The following is a 16,752-nucleotide window of genomic DNA, read 5'->3' as shown; positions in this document are numbered from 1 at the left end:
AGTAGATTTATAGAGTAGATTGTTGGGCGGGAACATGGGAAGCCGGCTTGAGGTGCTGTTGGGGAGGGGTTACGGGTGAAGGTTTTGCTGGCTGAGCGCGATCAGAATGAGCGGGCCGGGATTGAATGGCTGATGAAGACGTATTCGTTGCCTGTCAATGAGGTGGCGGGGGCGGGAAGTTTAAAAGAGACGCTTTCGCTGTTGGAACGGGAAGTGCCGGATATTCTGTTACTTGAGTTGGATATGATTCCTGCTGAGAGTTGGCCGCAGGTTCTCCGATATAGTAAGAGCTTTTGCAAAAAGGTGATTGCAGTGACTGTGGAGGCGACATTTGCGAAGGCGAGGCAGGCGATTGAGCTGCAATGCGTTGATTTGCTAGTGAAGCCGCTTGAGCCGGCGAAGGTGAAAGTTGCGATGCAGAAGGCAATTTCGCTAATCGTGCAAAACCCGGCCGAGGCTGGATCGCCGCTGTTAGTTGAGCAGGGCTTTACATACAGGTCGTTGTTTTTAGAGGAAGAGATGGTGGGTGACAGTACCGGGGTGATTTTGCTGCAGACAGAGGATCAGCGGAAAATCCAGGAGCTTGTTTCTTTTTTACAACACCATTCTTTCCTTGAAGTTTCCTCTATATTCCCTTTATCCAATCTGGTTGTGTGCGTATTGGAAACTCCTTCCGGCGCACTGGAGGAAGAAGCGAGAAAGCTGATCCGGGATTGGGAAAGTGGCCACGCAGAGCCTTTGGCGGCGGTGGTGCTTCCACGTGATACCGGTAAGGCGAGCTTGCATGACATGTACCAAACAGGGAGGCGACTGCTGGAGGTCACATTTTTTATTGGCTACCATCAAGTCATTACAGAGGATGCGCATGATGGAAGCTGGCGCGCGTTCGACCCTTTCCTGACCCCGAAGCAGCAGCGGGAATGGATCGACATGCTGAACCATTTTGACCGCGAAAAAATAAAGCGGTGGCTGCACGAAGAATTTTTACATATGGAACCGCCATTTCCGAATCCCGAGATGCTCCGGACCCGGCTGACGAGCATCCTTGCGCAGGCGAGGCGGTTCATGAAGACGTACCAACTTGACGGCCCCGGCCTCGAAGAGCTGTATATGAACGTGTTTTCGGACATTTTATATCACCCGGTGCTGTACCGGATCGTCCAGAATTTCCTCCTGTTTTTATATGAATTGGTCGAACGTGCGTCCCAGGCAGAAGCTCTATCAAAAAAAGATGTCATCGAACGGGGAATTCAGTATATCGAGGAGCATTATGCCGATCCCGATTTGACACTGCAAAAGGTCACGCAGGCGATTGGGATGAGCTACGCCTATTACAGCCATTTATTAATGAAGAAACTTAGCATGACCTTCCGCCAGCTTTTGACAGAAGTGAGGGTCAAGGAAGCGAAAGTCCTTTTGGCAAAATCACAGCTATCCATCAAAGAAATTGCCTCTGAAGTAGGATTCCGTAATGCGAACTATTTTGCCAGGAACTTCAAAAAGTTGACTGGGCTTTCTCCAAGGGAATACCGGGCTAAGTTGGGGAAGGAAGATTGAAGCGGAGGGCGGTTGAGGCGTTTGATGTGGTAACGGACAAGTCGCGTCGCTGGACGAGGTTTGCGGTCGGAAGTTTTATCTCGAGGGTCGCCATGTAGCCATGTTGGCGAACTTACAGAGACTTTCTGCTCATAAAGTCTCCAATGCGCTCAAAGGGATTAGAATAAAGTTTTGCCTAAACTAAATGTTTTATTGTCTTGTTCGCTAGACACGCATCAAAACATAAATAATTATCCGAATCGAAAGTAATTATCCTTACATCTCCAAATATAGAAAAATCCAATTCTTTTTGCCGAAATAATCATCCTTAATCGTAAATATACTACCTATAAATGAAAGCGCTTTTAATTTACACTATATTCAGTAAAGTCAGTGAGGCACGGGGACGGTTCCACTGCTTCACTCTACCTTAAGGAAGAAAGGGTGCTGAAGATGATTGCTGAGAAGAAGGAATTGATTAAACGTTACCGGGGGACGGAGCTGCAGACGAAGGGTTGGGTGCAGGAGGCCGCATTAAGGATGCTGATGAATAACCTCGATGAGGAGGTCGCCGAAAAGCCGGAGGAACTCGTTGTGTACGGCGGGATCGGCAAGGCAGCAAGGAATTGGGAAAGCTTCCAGGCAATTGTGGAGACGCTGAAAAAACTTGAATCCGATGAGACGCTGCTCGTCCAGTCCGGAAAACCGGTCGCCGTGTTTAAGTCGCACGAAAATGCGCCGAGGGTTTTGCTCGCCAACTCAAATCTCGTGCCTGCCTGGGCGAATTGGGACCATTTCCATGAGCTCGATAAAAAAGGCTTGATGATGTACGGGCAAATGACGGCCGGCAGCTGGATTTACATCGGCAGCCAGGGGATTGTCCAGGGAACGTATGAAACGTTCGCCGAGCTCGCCCGCCAGCATTATGGCGGCACCCTTAAGCATACGATTACGCTGACCGCCGGGCTTGGAGGCATGGGCGGGGCGCAGCCGCTCGCCGTTACGATGAATGAGGGGGTCTGCCTCGCGATTGAGGTCGATGAAACGCGGATTGACCGCCGGATCGAAACAGCCTACCTCGATGTGAAAACGGACAGCCTCGATGAAGCGATCCGCCTTGCGCGGGAAGCGAAAAAGGAAGGCCGGGCGCTGTCGATCGGGCTGCTGGGGAATGCGGCCGAAGTCCTCCCGCGCATGATTGAAAAAGGCTTCATCCCGGAGGTGCTGACCGACCAGACGTCCGCACACGATCCGCTAAATGGCTATATTCCTGCAGGGTATTCGCTCGATGAAGCGGCAAAGCTTCGCAGCGAAGACGCGAAACAATATGTGAAGCTTTCAAAAGAAAGCATCGCAAGCCACGTCCGTTCCATGCTTGAACTGCAAAAAAAGGGCGCCATCACGTTCGATTACGGAAACAATATCCGCCAGGTTGCCAAGGATGAGGGCGTCGAAAACGCGTTTGATTTCCCTGGATTCGTTCCAGCGTACATCCGGCCGCAGTTTTGCGAAGGAAAAGGGCCGTTCCGCTGGGCGGCGCTATCCGGAAACCCCGACGATATTTACAAAATCGATGAAGTATTGCTGAAGGAATTCAAAGATAACGAGCCGCTTTGCAAGTGGATTCGCATGGCCCGCGAAAAAATCAGCTTCCAAGGCCTGCCATCAAGGATTTGCTGGCTTGGCTACGGGGATCGGGCCCGTTTTGGCAAAATCATTAACGACATGGTTGCCTCCGGTGAACTCGAAGCACCGATTGTGATTGGGCGCGACCATTTGGATGCAGGCTCCGTCGCTTCCCCGAACAGGGAAACCGAATCGATGAAGGATGGCAGTGACGCGGTTGCCGACTGGCCGATCCTGAATGCGCTGATCAATGCGGTAGGCGGCGCGAGCTGGGTATCCGTCCATCATGGCGGCGGCGTCGGAATGGGCTACTCGCTCCATGCCGGGATGGTCATCGTTGCGGATGGGAAGAAGGAAGCCGAAGCTCGCTTGGAGAGGGTGCTGACAACCGACCCGGGAATGGGCGTCGTCCGCCACGCCGACGCAGGCTACGACCTCGCAATCAAAACAGCCCGCGAAAAAGGCATCAACATGCCAATGCTCGGGGAGGAGTAAAGGCTTTTCGACTCGAGATTTTTTATGCTGGCAAAAGTACTGCTGAGTACGTGGGGCTCTTTCGGTATTTGTAGTTGCTTTAGGAACCATTCTAGCGGTCGGAAGGCGTGCGAGACATCGGGCAGCGAAAAGACGGGCGTTCGGACGGAACTGAGCTAGTCTCAACGACCGTAGCGTTGAAAAAACGTTGGTGCGGTCGAATAGAGCCATCTCAACGACTATAGTTGCGGAAAATTGGTTGGTACGGTCGAATAGAATCGGTCTCAACGACCGTAGCCGCCGAAAATTGTTGGTGCGGTCGAATAGGAGGCATCTCAACGACCGGAGCGATGAAAAATTGCTGGTAGGGTCTAAGAGGAACTTTATCAACGACCGAGGCAACGAAAAAATCGCTCAAACGGTCATAGAGCAGCGTTCTCTAAGCCCGAATCGGTGAAAAGGTAGCACGAACAGTAACAGAGAATCGACCTCTACGCCCGAAACGGGGAAAAACCACGGCTTCGGGCGCAGAGGGTTGTGTTTTTGCAAAGAAAGGGGGAGGCAGAATTGACTAGGCCTCTATTGATACGGAATGCGTCACAGTTGGTGACGCTGAAAGGAAGTGCGGACGGTCCGCGCACAAAAGAGCAGATGTCTGACCTCGGATTGATTGAAAACGGGAGCGTTTGGATTGAGGATGGTGTGATTCAAGCAGTCGGGACGGATGAGGAGATTTGTGCAGCCTATGCCGGCCGGCTTGGGGAAGCGGAGGTCGTCGATGTAAGTGGGAAGCTTGTCACGCCGGGGCTCGTCGATCCTCACACGCATCTAGTTTTCGCAGGAAGCCGGGAAGATGAGTTCAATATGCGGCTGCAGGGCGCGACGTATATGGAAATCATGAACGCGGGCGGCGGGATTCACGCGACGACGGCGAGGACAAAAGCGGCCTCGTTTGAGCAGTTGTTTGAAGAAAGCGCAAGCCGTTTGGATCAGTTACTTTTGCACGGCGTAACGACCGTCGAGGCAAAAAGCGGCTACGGGATGGAGTGGGAAACCGAGCGGAAGCAGCTAGAAGTCGCAAAAAAGCTGAATGAGGTTCATCCTATGGACATCGTTTCAACCTTCATGGGCGCGCACGCGGTGCCGAAGGAGTATAAGGATCGACCGGATGAGTTTGTTGACTATGTCATCGGGTTGCTGCCAAAGGTGGCGGAGCTGGGACTCGCCGAGTTCAATGATGTTTTTTGCGAAAAAGGCGTGTTTACCCCTGAACAGTCGCGAAAAATTCTGAAGGCAGGGATTGAATTCGGACTGAAGCCTAAAATTCATGCGGATGAAATCGAGCCGTATGAAGGAGCCGAGCTTGCGGCCGAGGTGGGCGCGATTTCAGCGGACCATCTTTTAAAAGCAACCGGCAAAGGGATTGAGGCGATGGCAGCGGCTGGCGTAGTCGGGGTTCTGCTACCCGGAACGGCCTATTTCCTGAGGGCGGAGTTCGCGAATGCCAGGAAAATGATTGATGCTGGGGTGCCGGTTGCGCTCTCCACCGACTGCAATCCGGGCTCATCGCCGACCGTGTCACTGCCTTTTGTGATGAATCTTGGCTGCCTGATGATGGGGATGACGCCGGCGGAGGTTTTATGCGCGGCGACCATTAACGCGGCCCATGCGATTAATCGGGCGGATGTTGTTGGAAGCCTGGAGGTTGGCAAAAGGGCGGACGTCACCATTTTTGATGTGCCGAATTATATGAAGCTTCAATACTCGTACGGGGTTAATCACGTGAATACCGTTGTGAAAGCTGGCCGGGTCGTTGTCAGCGGCAGGAATTTGGTTGAGCGGGTTGATTTGACCGGGGCCGGGGTTGGCCAGAGGGAGTAGATGACTGGGGTATTGGGTTGGTAAACCAGCTTCATTTGTGGCCGACTTTGTATCAAATCGTAAAATGGGCACGAAAAAGGTTCTCAGATGGATACCAAACCGTTGAATCTTGGCAAAAAAATGCTTTAGGGGCTTGCGGTGTTTGATAGACTGCGGGATACGGACAGAGAATGCGCTTATAAGGCTTAGAGAGCCCGAATACCTGTTGGATTCGGACAGAGAATGAGTTTATAAGGCTTAGAGAGTCCGAAAACCTGTTGGATTCGGACAGAGAATGGGCATTTAAGGCTTAGAGAGTCCGAAAACCTGTTGGATTCGGACAGAGAATGGGCTTTTAAGGCTTGGAGAGTCCGAATACTTGTTGGATTCGGACAGAGAATGAGTTTATAAGGCTTGGAGAGTCCGAATACGTATTGGATTCGGACAGAGAATGAGCTTTTAAGGCTTAGAGAGTCCGAATACCTTTTGGGTTCGGACAAAGAACGGGCTTACCAAGGAAGGCTCTATATAAACGATTTTTGCAAAAGGGGGAATAGGATTGAAGAATTTCCTTTATCCTAAACTGGTGCCGCCAAGCTTTTCATGGATCAGGGCTGAGGACGGGTCGGTGATGAAGGTCCACGAATGGATTCAGCCGATCGCCGATTTCTCGAAGGGGGCGAGCCTCGATGCGGATGTTGTTTTGGCGGGGGTCCCGTTATCGCGTTCCTCGATTAGCGCTTCCGGAGCTTCCGAGTTTCCGGAGGCCTTCCGGCGTTCGTGGAAAAGTTTTGCCACCTATAACCTTGACGAAGAGGTTGATCTCGCCGGGCTGAAGGTGCTGGATGCCGGGGATGTGCCGATGCATGTGACGGACATTGCCAAATGCCATGAACATATTCGTGAGGCTGCTTACGCGCTGCATAGGCAGTTTGCGAAATCGATTGTTTGCGCAATTGGCGGCGACCATTCAATTACAGCAATGATGGTCAAGGGGATGCATAGGGCCAGCCCTGAAAAGCGGATTGGCATTCTCCAATTCGATACCCATTTTGACCTGAGGAGCATGGAGGATAACGGGCCGTCGAATGGAACGCCGATGAGGAACCTCATTGAAAGCGGTGTTGTTAAGGGAAGCGATATGTACAACCTCGGGCTGCATGGTTTTTTTAACACGAAGGATTTGAAGGAATACGCGGACGAGCAGGGCGTCAACTACCGGACGCTTCGCCAGGTGAGGAAAAAGGGTGTCGCCGAAACGGTTGACCAGTGTCTGGAAGAGTTGGCGGCGAAGGTGGATGTCATTTACATGACCGTTGACATGGACGTCCTCGATATCGCCTACGCTCCGGGGGTGCCGGCCTCAACGCCAGGCGGGATGACCACCGAGGAGCTTCTCGGCGGAGTGCTTACAGCCGGCAAGCATCCAATGGTCAAAGCAATGGACATCGTCTGCCTCGACCCAATGCGTGACACCCAAGCCCAACCCACCGTAAAAACAGGAACCCACGTCTTCCTCACCTTTTTGACAGGCGTTCGAATGCGGTGAGGCAGGGGACGGTTCCAGCGCTTCATTCGGGTATCGAAAGAAGCAGTAGAACCGTCCCCGTGCCTCACTCGTGCTTCATTGTTCAATCGGCTGTTTTTGTGTATGATGGCTTGGATTGAGTATTTTTTTGCGGAGCGGGTGAGGGTTTTGTTGTTGAAAAGGATTCACCATGTGGCGGTGATCGCGTCGGATTATGAGCGGTCGAAGGATTTTTATGTGAGGGTGCTGGGGCTTTCGCCGGTGCGGGAGGTTTATCGCGAGGAGCGGGATTCGTACAAGTTGGATTTGTCGGTGAACGGCGAGTATCAAATTGAGCTGTTCTCGTTTCCGGAACCTGCGGAGCGGCCGAACTATCCCGAGGCGGTCGGGCTTCGCCACTTGGCCTTCGAGGTAGAAAACATGGAAGAGACTGTCGCTCATTTGAAAGGGCATGGGGTTGCGATAGAGCCAGTCCGGGTTGATCCTTTAACCGGGAAGATGTATACGTTTTTCAAGGACCCGGATGGACTGCCGATTGAGGTGTATGAAGGGTAATGGCGAGGTGGAGCAACGGATTATCCTGGCGACGGTATGATTCGTTGCTCTTTTTAGTTAGTGAGGCATGGGGACGGTTCTAGCGCTTCTTTCGGGTGTCGAATGAAGCAGTGGAACCGTCCCCTGCTTCATTCTTTAGCAGAAAATCATTCGGTGATTCTAAAGGTTTTTCCAGTAAGAGCATAAAACGGGCGTTTTAATTTAATGCTAACAGGGGAAACGATTAGAAGAGGTGATGGGTGTGAAGGAAAATGTTTCGCTGCCGGAGTTTGTTTCGATTGTGAAGGAATCTGAAGGGAGGCCGGCAATCCGTTTTTCGGAGAAGGAAATTTCGCCTAAGGAGCCGGTGGTAGGCGATGAGGATAGTCTGAGCGGGACGGAGTTGAAGCTGGAAGTAAAGCTTGAGGCGGATACCGGCTCGCGGACAGTGGTTTATGAGAGTATTTACGACAATGATGTTAAATACGAGGGCGATATGGAAATCATTCAAGAGCTCTTGGAAGACTATGGGCAAGATGGTGAAAAGGTACCTGGAGAGTGATTGACACTCCCGGGTTTTTCTTTTTTGTGGGGCTAGGTTGATTTACGCAGTTCAATTAGGTATTAGGGCTTTTCTGTCTACCCTCGCCGGTATTTCGTATATCGAATGAAGCAGTAGAACCGTCCCCATGCTTCTTTCGAGACCCGAATGAAGCAGTGGAACCGTCCCTATGCTTCACCAACCTAGAAAAATTTTGAGAAGGGTTTCATGATTTGGGGGTGTTTGTGGAGGAGCCAGAGGATGAGTCCGAAGACGAGGAGCAGGGTGATGTTGATGATGTATAGGGCTTTTGCGGCGGTGGACCGCCTGTTTGGGTTGTTTTTCGACATTCCACTCGCCTCCTGGCAGGTATTTACAATATTAGACGGTATTTTTGAGAAAAGGGTTTCAATTTTTTTTGGAATTAGAAAGAACCTGCCTAGCCATGTCGGCTGGCAGGTTCTTTTTGTGAGTAGACTTGTGGGATCCTAAGCCACACCTCGTTTTTATAGCGCAGGCGGTTCCATTCCTGCGTCCTGCCATTCTTCGCGCGACGGCCCGTACATACCAGGAACTCTCAGGCCGGCCTGGCGCATGAGGATGGTCATTTGCCCACGGTGGTGGATTTGGTGGTCAACGATGATGGAAAGGGTGACGTAGTTTGGCCACTGCTGGCCATACATGTCATGGACTTCTTTTAGAGTTTCATCAGTCCACTGTTCCTTGATGGCCGCAACCATCGAGCTACTCGCCTGCCGGTAGCTTTCAGCGATTTCTTTTGCCGAGGATGGTTGTTGGCTTTCGTGTTGCGCGGCTTCAAATCTAAGTCCGGTGCGCGACAACATTTCGTGGAGCGATGTGACAATATGCCAAGCCAATTGTCCAAGTGTGCGGTGGTCCTTTGCGACCTCCTGTTTCAGCGAATCATCGGTGAGCGCGTCCATAATTCTTTGCGTCCCCTCGGACTCGTGTTTCCATGTCTGCAAAAATTCATCAAGAGTATGATACATTCTTCTTCCTCCTTCAAAATACATTCTTACCATAACTTCGCTGTTGTATAGGGAAAATCCTTTAAAATGATGCACGGGGAGGGTTCCAGCGCTTCGTTTAATGAAAATTTTTGTTGACGGGAGGTTGACAGGAGGTTTATTCTTATGGTGTAATTGAACAATATTTCAGCACTGAACAAATGTACAAAAGATTTAATATAATTTTAAAGCACACTAAGATGTACTTCATTTACATATTGCTGCGTTCTAGCAATGGGAGGGGTGTTTATTGGAAAAGGAGAAACTGCGCTTGTTGGTAAAGGTTTGCCAATTGTATTTTCATGAGGGGTTGAATCAACAGGACATTGCGAAGAAATATGGGATTTCACGCCCGCAGGTAAGCCGGTTGATTTCCCAAGCAAAGGCTGAAGGGATTGTTGAGATTACGATTCGGAATCCTTTTAGTGATGAGTCTGAGATTGAAAGGGAATTGGTGGAGTTATTTGGGCTGCGGGATGTAATTGTCGTCGATACGGCAGATGCTGATACCGGACTTGCCGATGTGTTAATTGCCCAGGCAGCAGCGGCCCATCTGGAGAGCATTTTTATAGATGGTGAACTTGTCGGCGTTATGGCCGGGAAGACAGTGAATGTCCTGGCAAAAGAACTGAAGGATCCGCAGAAGAAAAATCTTACCTTCATCCCTCTAATTGGCGGATGGGGTGCAGAAGTCAGCGAGTCTCACGCGAATATGAATTGTTCAATTATGGCGAAGCAGGCAAAAGGGGCCAATTTAATACTGAATGCCCCTGCGATTGTCAGTTCGGAGGAGACAAAAAAGAGGTTTCTCAAAGAGCCTGATATTGAAAAGGTTATTACTATGTCGAAAGAGGCGAACCTTGCCATTATAGGAATTGGGCAGGTTTCCGAAAGCGCTACCTTTTATAAATCAACAAATCTTGATAGCCGTGATTTGACAGAGCTGATTGATGTTGGAGCTGTTTGCAGTATTGGCACCTCTTTTATTAACAAAGAGGGTGAAGAGGTTGGAAACCAGATATCCGACAGAATGATTGGGATTACCGGAATAGAGCTGAAGCGCGTAGGTCAGGTGATTGCCTTAGCGAGAGGCCTTTCCAAAGCCGATGCCATCCATGCAGCCTTGACCGGCGGTTGGGTTGATGTCCTGATTACAGATATGAAGACCGCAAAGGCTATAGTGGAAAAGGGACAGAGACATTAATCATTAATAAGCGAGTGTTGTTTAACCAAAATAGAAATAAATTCAAAAGAGCCGTTTTGCAAAATGGATCAATAAAAATGCCAAAGCAGTTTTGAAAATAACATTCTATTAACGGGGGAAATGAAAAATGAAAAAGTTGCTGACATTCATGATTGCTGTGTTGATGCTCGTTTCAATGGTCGCTTGTTCAAAAGAAACGGAAGGAAAGAAATCAGAGACGAAGAAAGTTGCCATCCTGACTCCATTCCTGTCCTCTGTTACAACAAAGCAAATGGTAGATGAGTTGGAAAAAGGTGCGAAGGAGAAGGGGTGGAAGCCAAATGTGATTGATACTAATGGTGATGTTAGCGCGATGGCTTCCAGAATGGAAGATGTTATTTCATCAAATGTAAGCGCTATTGTCATTGTCAGCACGGACCCTAATCAGGTAAAGGCGCAGATTAAGCTCGCGAATGAGAAGAAGATTCCGGTTTTTGGGGCGGACTCTAGCTATATTGACGGGATGGCATTGAATGCTACTAGTGATAATGAAGCGATGTCCAAAATGATCACTGAGCATCTTTTTGAACAAATGGGTGGAAAAGGGAATCTAATTGTGTTCACACATCGTCCGCATCCGGGGGTACTGAAACGTACCGAAATACTTGATAAAATGCTGAAGGAAAACCCCGGCATCAAAGTCGTGACAGAACAAGAAATCAAGGTTCCAGGGCCAATCGAAAATGCTAGGCAGCAAATGGAAAACCTACTTCTTTCGAATTCCGGAAAAGATTCAATCACTGCGGTATGGGCGGGCTGGGATGAGCCGGCAATTGGCGCGGCACAAGCCATTCAGGCAGCTAATCGTGAAGGGATTATTGTGACGGGTATTGATGGCAATAGCCAGGCAGTCGATATGATTGAAAAGGGTTCGCCAATCAGCGCGACTGTTAAGCAAAACTTTGTCGGCATGTCGAAAATTGTCATTGAACAAATAGAAAAAGTGTTTAGCGGAAAAGAAGTCGACGACAAGGAAATGTATGCTCCTGCCGAACTAATTCAAAAATAGTAACTTTTCAGGGTCAAGATTAATGGGACCGCTCCGGAACAAGTTTGTAGAGTGGGGACCAAAAAAAACCTTAAAATAGCGGGTGAGTGGAGAATGACGTTACTTAGAATTGAAAATATTTCGAAGAAGTTTGGCTCCCACCTTGCACTCGATTCAATCAATATTGCCATTGAACCGGGGGAGATCCATGCATTGGTCGGAGAAAACGGCGCGGGCAAGTCGACGCTGATCAAAATCTTGACAGGCGTTTATGAAAGGACAGATGGAAAGATTTTTTGGGAAGACAAAGAGGCGGACATCGAAAGCCCAAGGGACGCCCACGCGCTTGGCATCAATGCCATTCATCAGGACCGCCAGCTTGTTCCTTATTTTACAGGCTACGAAAACCTGTATTTGAACATCGATTACCCGTTGAAAAAGTCGAAGCTAGGTATCGACTGGAAAAAGATTAAAGAAGATGCGGAGCTTTTGCAGGATGCATGGGGAATCAAGATTCCACTCGACCGGCCTGTTTCAGAGCTGACGCCTTCTGAAAGGACGCTGCTGGAAATCCTCCGGTCAATGATGAGCCAGTCGAAGTTGCTAATTCTTGATGAGCCTACGGCATCGTTGACAGATAAAGAATCCGAGTTGCTCTTCGGCTTTATTCAAAAATTGAAGGCCAGAGGGGTTTCGATTATTTATATCTCCCACCGGCTCGAGGAAGTCACGATGCTGTCTGACCGGGTGACAGTGCTGATGGGAGGGAAGGTCATGGTGACGCTCGAAAAGGATGAGGTAACGAAAGAAGAACTGATCCAGAATATGACCGGTGGCCAAGGGGTAGCCCTAAAGGAGAAAACTGTCCGAGCCTCAAAGCGAGCGGAAAAGCTGCTTGAAGTGGCCAATCTAAAAACGAGAGACGGAATGGTCAAGGGTGCATCCTTCGAAGTTTACAGTGGTGAAGTGCTTGGGATTTACGGTTTGGCAGGAGCCGGCAGGACAGAATGCTTGGAAGCGATTTATGGTTTCAGGGATTTGGAAAGCGGGTCGGTCAAGGTGAAGGGAACGCCTGCTTTGTTGAACCCGGCAAGGTCGATTGCCTCCGGAATGGTGCTGATTCCTGAAAACAGGCACGAAGACGCCTTAATTATGGAAAACAATTTGCTGGAAAATATGACTTTGCCAGTCATTCAGTCATTGACGAAAAAAGGTGTAGTTCAAAAAAAGCTCGAACGAGAAAAAGTCCAGCAGGAAATGAAGCGTTTCGCAGTTAAAGCGGTAAGTGAAGAGCAACCGGTTTCCGAGTTAAGCGGGGGCAATCAGCAAAAGGTTGTTTTTGCCAAGGCACTTTTGTGCAATCCAGATATATATTTATGCGACGAGCCTACCCAGGCGGTCGATGTCAAAACGCGTTCTGAAATTCATCAGTTTTTGCACGGACAGGCAGGCCAGGGAAAGGGTGTTGTCTTCGTGTCCTCCGACCTGTATGAGATTTTGGAGGTAAGTGACCGGATTGTAGTATTTAGTGAGGGTAAGACAGTGGCTGATTTGCAAAATAAAGACCTGTCTCCTGGCCAAATTCTTGATATCTGTTATCACTTTCAAAAGGAGGCTGTATTTAATTGAATGCAAATCTTGAAACTGAAAAACAACGATTCTATTTTGATAAAAGTATGATTAGTTCGTACGGAACGATTATTGCAGGGGTTGCGATTATTGTGATTTTCAGTATTCTGAGCCCCGGTTCGTTCGCGACGATCGACAATCTGATCAATATCACCCGCCAGATTTCCTTTCTTGTCATAATCGGGGTCGGGGCTACGCTCGTAATGGCAGTCAAAGAGTTCGATTTGTCCATCGGCGCGATGGCAAGCCTTGGAGGGGTCATCGCAGCAAAAATGGCGGCCTCGGGACTCCCGCTTGTGCTTTGTCTGCTTGTGCCGGTCATCGCGGGATTTGTAATTGGCTTCATGAACGGTGCAATTGTGACCAAATTCAAGGTTCTTTCGTTTGTAACAACGCTCGCGATGGGGACAATTCTTGGCGGGTTCACTTTTTGGTTTACCGGTGGTTCGACCATTTTTGAAAACATCCCTGATTCATTCAAGTTTATCGGCCAAACGAACGTCGGGGGTATCCCGATGCTGTCAATTATTATGTTCGCCATCGTGTTGGTTTTTTGGTACATCATGTCCCAAATGTCTTTTGGCAGACGGATTTACGCTGTTGGGGGAAATGAGAAGGCTTCAATGATTTCCGGTATCAACATTAAGGGCTTTAAAAACATTGCCTTCGCCCTGTGCGGTATGCTTGCTGCGTTGACAGGCGCGCTCCTCGCATCGAGATTGGGTTCGGCCCATCCGACTGGCGGGAATGGATTTTTCCTGAATGCTTATGCGGCTGTTTTCCTTGGGATGACGATCGTAAAGAACGGTGTCCCAAATATTCTCGGCACGTTATTCGGGGCGGCGATCATCGGTATTATGGCTAATGGATTGACGATTCTCGAAATCCCAACCTTCCTTCAGGATGTTATCACCGGGATGATTATTATCGCTGCCCTTATTATTCAGAAGTTAGGACGTGACGTGAAGTGAAGTCTCTGCAGGAGGATTTATTGAAAAAGGTGAGAAATCAGAAACAAACTTTTCTGGCTGGCTACTTTGTCGCCGGAGACCCAGGCGTTACAGAGTCCATTCAGTATATGAAGGCTGCTGTCCGGGAAGGGCTTGACGTTATAGAGGTTGGCATCCCGAGTGGCAATCCTTTTTTGGAAGGGGAAGTTATCAGCAGGGCCCATGGAAGGATCATCAGCGATTTTGAAACAGAACAAGACACCCTCGATTTCTTGGCCGCCTTACGGAAGGAAGTCGAGGTGCCGATCTGGATTATGGGCTACAGCAACGATGTGGTCAAATCGGGGCTGTACAAGGATATCTTTGCGCAAAATCTCGCGGATTGCTTCATTATCCCGGATTTGCCTCTCCAAGAAGCCTTAGAATTGAAAAGAGAATTGCCTGGACGGCTTATCCCGGTTATCAATGATGGAATGGCAGATACTGAAATAACTCAGTATGTTGATGGATGTCCAGTTGTTTACTGTCAGATATACAGAGGGAAAACCGGTTCCGTGATACCGGATTTTTCGTCCCTGCCGACTTTCCGTGCCCGAATGAGGAAGATAACAGATGCGGCTTTGATGGCAGGCTTCGGAATTAAAAGCGCTAGGGATGTGGGACAGGTACTTGGCGCCGGCTTTGATGGAGTGGTAGTGGGCAGCCAGATTGTCAGGTTAATAGAAAAAAACAATCAAACTTCCTACAATGCTTTTATCAGGGTTTTGGCATCAATGAAGGAAACCGGGAAGATTCGTTCATGAGTTACGTTGCTGCATTTGACATAGGGACGACAGCAATCAAAGGGGTTCTCGTGGCAAAAGACGGGACTTTTACTGGTGAAACGGTCATTCCCTTAAAGACGTATCACGGTGAAAACGGAGAAATTGAGCAGAATCCCCACGATTGGTGGGAGGGAGTGAAAGACATTGCCGCCCATTGGCGTGAAGCCAAGGAGATAGGTGGAGCGGATATTAAAATGATTTCCTTCAGCGGCCAGATGGAGGATGTTATCCCGATTAAAGCTGATAACAGGCTGAAGGGGGTCACTCAGATTTCCGAGCATGAGCAGTTGAAGGGCGGGGACCTTATTTTCGTGGACAAGGATCGGAGCAGCGGTACGCGGTTTTCGGAAGATAGGGATCAGGTTTACGCTATTCTTTATTCCGATACACGGGCACGGGAAGAGTTGCTTCTTTTGAAGGAGGCGTTTCCTACCCACCGGAGACGTACCGGCAACTCGCTCGCATCATCCACCCCTTTTGCAAAAATACTATGGCTGAAGAAAAAGGAGAGGGATGCTTTTACAAATACAACCTGTTTCTTATTCAGCTCAAAGGACTATGTCATATATAGGCTTACTGGCCAATTTGTTTCCGATCCGGTTACTTGCGCCACAACTGGAATGATGGACATTCAAACGAAGGAATGGCTATTGGACTGTTTGGACGAGTTCGGTGTTTCCACTGATTTGCTTCCTACCATTAAGTTTCCGGATGAAGTGGCAGGTTTTGTTGGAGCAGCTGCTGCATTGGAAAGCGGCTTTTTGGAAGGAACGCCTGTGCTCTGCGGCAGCGGGGACGCCGGTGCGACAACACTCGGTGCTGCCGCAGTTCGAAATGGTGATTCGTATATTTATCTAGGGACGACCGGTTGGGTTGCGGCTGCATCGTCCAAGCTGGATTTTGACGCGGCAGGCATTTTCAATCTCGCCCATATGGATCATGAGTTATATATTCGGATTGCACCGTTATTGAATGTCGGCAATATCCATCGCTGGGCGATTGAAACCTTTATCGGAAATGCAGATGAACCGTACCGGGATTTTGAGGTAAGTGTGGAAAGCTCTGAAGCGGGTGCGGGGGGACTGCTGTTTCTCCCTTATCTACACGGGGAAAGAGGCTATATCCAGGATGAAGAGGCGAATGGCGCTTTCTGGGGAATACAGCCGTTGACAAGAAAGGCTGATTTTCTCAGAGCGGTCATTGAGGGCCTAAGCTTTTCGCTTAAACAGACTCTCGACTTTGTTGTTGGGGAGGGTGAAGAAGGTTCGGTTACACTGATTGGTGGTGGAACGAAAAGCTCAACTTGGTGCCAGGCACTGGCCGACATTCTCGGGAAACCAATCAGGGTCCCGGCTAGCAGTGAATACCTTCCAGCCCTCGGAGCAGCTGCCTCCGCTTTTATTCGTCTCGGCTGGACCGAAAACTACGAAACCTTTGCTGATCAACACATCGACACGATACAAAGCAAATACTACCACCCAAACCACCAGCACACCGAAATGTACACCAACAAGTACAAACAATACCTCAAACTCTATCCCGCTTTAAAAGCGTTATATTGCTGATTACAAGGTAAGCGAGGGTGATGCACGGGGACGGTTCCAGCGCTTCTTTCGGATCCCGAATGAAGCAGTAGAACCGTCCCCTGCCTCACTATATACCGTAGTTTTTGAAGTACCAGACATAGAGGGCTCCTACAATGAAGTAGAATGCGATGTTTGCAATGTTGATTATGTAGTATTTGTTTTTTCGGTTGTGGAGGTATTCTTCCACTCCCCGTCTTGCTTCGATTCCTGTCACCAGGAGAAACACAAACAGCAGTACTGGGTCAACCGCTGTAATATAGATAACAAATACGAACCAACTTAAATCAAAAGCCATTCCAACTTTCGTCCGCGCGAAGGCTTTTTGTTTTCTGAGGGATATTTTAAATATCTTTGATAAAAGGTTGAGAACGCCCCATTGAATCAACATACAAATTACCACCAACA

Annotated in this window: 15 protein-coding genes; 12 read left to right on the top strand and 3 right to left on the bottom strand. The window is 49.1% G+C overall.

Annotated elements, in window-relative coordinates; all coding sequences use genetic code 11:
- Positions 1 to 75: 75 nt before the first annotated feature.
- From D1B31_RS04030 to D1B31_RS04005, 6 genes are all read left to right on the top strand, one after another.
- A complete protein-coding gene (locus D1B31_RS04030) occupies positions 76 to 1,557 on the top strand; it encodes a helix-turn-helix domain-containing protein (RefSeq protein ID WP_118919455.1) in 1,482 nt (493 codons plus the stop codon).
- A gap of 432 nt (positions 1,558 to 1,989) precedes the next feature.
- The gene (hutU, locus tag D1B31_RS04025; RefSeq protein ID WP_118919586.1) at positions 1,990 to 3,657 is read left to right on the top strand and encodes a urocanate hydratase; all 1,668 of its coding nucleotides are present in this window, start codon (positions 1,990 to 1,992) and stop codon (positions 3,655 to 3,657) included.
- 546 nt (positions 3,658 to 4,203) lie between these two features.
- Positions 4,204 to 5,517, top strand: coding sequence for an imidazolonepropionase (gene hutI / locus D1B31_RS04020; RefSeq protein WP_118919454.1), 1,314 nt, complete (start codon positions 4,204 to 4,206; stop codon positions 5,515 to 5,517).
- 538 nt (positions 5,518 to 6,055) lie between these two features.
- Complete coding sequence (locus D1B31_RS04015; RefSeq protein WP_240035155.1) at positions 6,056 to 7,045, top strand: agmatinase family protein; 990 nt, start codon at positions 6,056 to 6,058, stop codon at positions 7,043 to 7,045.
- 105 nt (positions 7,046 to 7,150) lie between these two features.
- Positions 7,151 to 7,579: an SMU1112c/YaeR family gloxylase I-like metalloprotein gene (gene gloA2, locus D1B31_RS04010; protein ID WP_192894727.1), complete on the top strand. Its 429-nt coding sequence runs from the start codon at positions 7,151 to 7,153 to the stop codon at positions 7,577 to 7,579.
- Positions 7,580 to 7,820: 241 nt separating this feature from the next.
- Entirely contained in the window at positions 7,821 to 8,120 is a 300-nt protein-coding gene (locus D1B31_RS04005; protein ID WP_118919453.1) for a hypothetical protein, read from the top strand.
- Between the two features lie 182 nt (positions 8,121 to 8,302).
- On the opposite strand, the gene D1B31_RS24050 is transcribed toward D1B31_RS04005, so the two are convergent.
- Positions 8,303 to 8,449 (bottom strand): hypothetical protein, encoded by a 147-nt coding sequence (locus D1B31_RS24050; RefSeq protein ID WP_158587437.1) that lies wholly within the window; start codon positions 8,447 to 8,449, stop codon positions 8,303 to 8,305.
- 156 nt (positions 8,450 to 8,605) lie between these two features.
- Positions 8,606 to 9,109, bottom strand: a complete 504-nt coding sequence (locus D1B31_RS03995; RefSeq protein WP_118919451.1) for a DinB family protein — start codon at positions 9,107 to 9,109, stop codon at positions 8,606 to 8,608.
- A gap of 268 nt (positions 9,110 to 9,377) precedes the next feature.
- Between D1B31_RS03995 and D1B31_RS03990 the strand changes: the two genes are divergently transcribed.
- The 6 genes from D1B31_RS03990 to D1B31_RS03965 all read left to right on the top strand — a co-directional run bounded on the left by D1B31_RS03990 (position 9,378) and on the right by D1B31_RS03965 (position 16,326).
- Positions 9,378 to 10,331 carry a sugar-binding transcriptional regulator gene (locus D1B31_RS03990; protein ID WP_118919450.1) on the top strand — a complete coding sequence of 318 codons (954 nt, stop codon included), beginning with the start codon at positions 9,378 to 9,380 and terminating at the stop codon, positions 10,329 to 10,331.
- A 127-nt stretch (positions 10,332 to 10,458) separates the two neighbouring features.
- Complete coding sequence (locus tag D1B31_RS03985) at positions 10,459 to 11,379, top strand: sugar ABC transporter substrate-binding protein (protein ID WP_118919449.1); 921 nt, start codon at positions 10,459 to 10,461, stop codon at positions 11,377 to 11,379.
- A 93-nt stretch (positions 11,380 to 11,472) separates the two neighbouring features.
- Entirely contained in the window at positions 11,473 to 12,987 is a 1,515-nt protein-coding gene (locus D1B31_RS03980) for a sugar ABC transporter ATP-binding protein (RefSeq protein WP_118919448.1), read from the top strand.
- Positions 12,984 to 13,958, top strand: coding sequence for an ABC transporter permease (locus tag D1B31_RS03975; RefSeq protein ID WP_240035154.1), 975 nt, complete (start codon positions 12,984 to 12,986; stop codon positions 13,956 to 13,958). Before D1B31_RS03980 ends, D1B31_RS03975 begins: the two co-directional genes overlap by 4 nt.
- 29 nt (positions 13,959 to 13,987) lie before the next feature.
- Complete coding sequence (gene trpA / locus D1B31_RS03970; protein WP_240035165.1) at positions 13,988 to 14,740, top strand: tryptophan synthase subunit alpha; 753 nt, start codon at positions 13,988 to 13,990, stop codon at positions 14,738 to 14,740.
- Positions 14,737 to 16,326 (top strand): xylulokinase, encoded by a 1,590-nt coding sequence (locus tag D1B31_RS03965; protein WP_118919446.1) that lies wholly within the window; start codon positions 14,737 to 14,739, stop codon positions 16,324 to 16,326. Before trpA ends, D1B31_RS03965 begins: the two co-directional genes overlap by 4 nt.
- An 88-nt stretch (positions 16,327 to 16,414) precedes the next feature.
- Here the strand turns inward: D1B31_RS03965 and D1B31_RS03960 are convergent, their stop codons facing one another.
- A complete protein-coding gene (locus D1B31_RS03960) occupies positions 16,415 to 16,735 on the bottom strand; it encodes a DUF4181 domain-containing protein (RefSeq protein ID WP_142922559.1) in 321 nt (106 codons plus the stop codon).
- Positions 16,736 to 16,752: the final 17 nt, after the last annotated feature.

Source organism: Neobacillus notoginsengisoli (assembly GCF_003515685.1).
Classification (GTDB): domain Bacteria; phylum Bacillota; class Bacilli; order Bacillales; family Cytobacillaceae; genus Bacillus_D; species Bacillus_D notoginsengisoli.
The sequence above is the reverse complement of the archived record's forward strand: the minus strand, read 5'-3'. Positions and strand labels throughout refer to the sequence as shown.

What these genes read in the sequence shown, in the direction of transcription:
- D1B31_RS03985 (WP_118919449.1), top strand. Translation starts at nt 10,459, where the DNA reads ATGAAAAAGTTGCTGACATTCATGATTGCTGTGTTGATGCTCGTTTCA.
- hutU (WP_118919586.1), top strand. Translation starts at nt 1,990, where the DNA reads ATGATTGCTGAGAAGAAGGAATTGATTAAACGTTACCGGGGGACGGAG.
- D1B31_RS03960 (WP_142922559.1), bottom strand. Translation starts at nt 16,735, where the DNA reads ATGTTGATTCAATGGGGCGTTCTCAACCTTTTATCAAAGATATTTAAA.
- D1B31_RS03980 (WP_118919448.1), top strand. Translation starts at nt 11,473, where the DNA reads ATGACGTTACTTAGAATTGAAAATATTTCGAAGAAGTTTGGCTCCCAC.
- D1B31_RS03995 (WP_118919451.1), bottom strand. Translation starts at nt 9,109, where the DNA reads ATGTATCATACTCTTGATGAATTTTTGCAGACATGGAAACACGAGTCC.
- D1B31_RS03965 (WP_118919446.1), top strand. Translation starts at nt 14,737, where the DNA reads ATGAGTTACGTTGCTGCATTTGACATAGGGACGACAGCAATCAAAGGG.
- gloA2 (WP_192894727.1), top strand. Translation starts at nt 7,151, where the DNA reads ATGGCTTGGATTGAGTATTTTTTTGCGGAGCGGGTGAGGGTTTTGTTG.
- D1B31_RS24050 (WP_158587437.1), bottom strand. Translation starts at nt 8,449, where the DNA reads ATGTCGAAAAACAACCCAAACAGGCGGTCCACCGCCGCAAAAGCCCTA.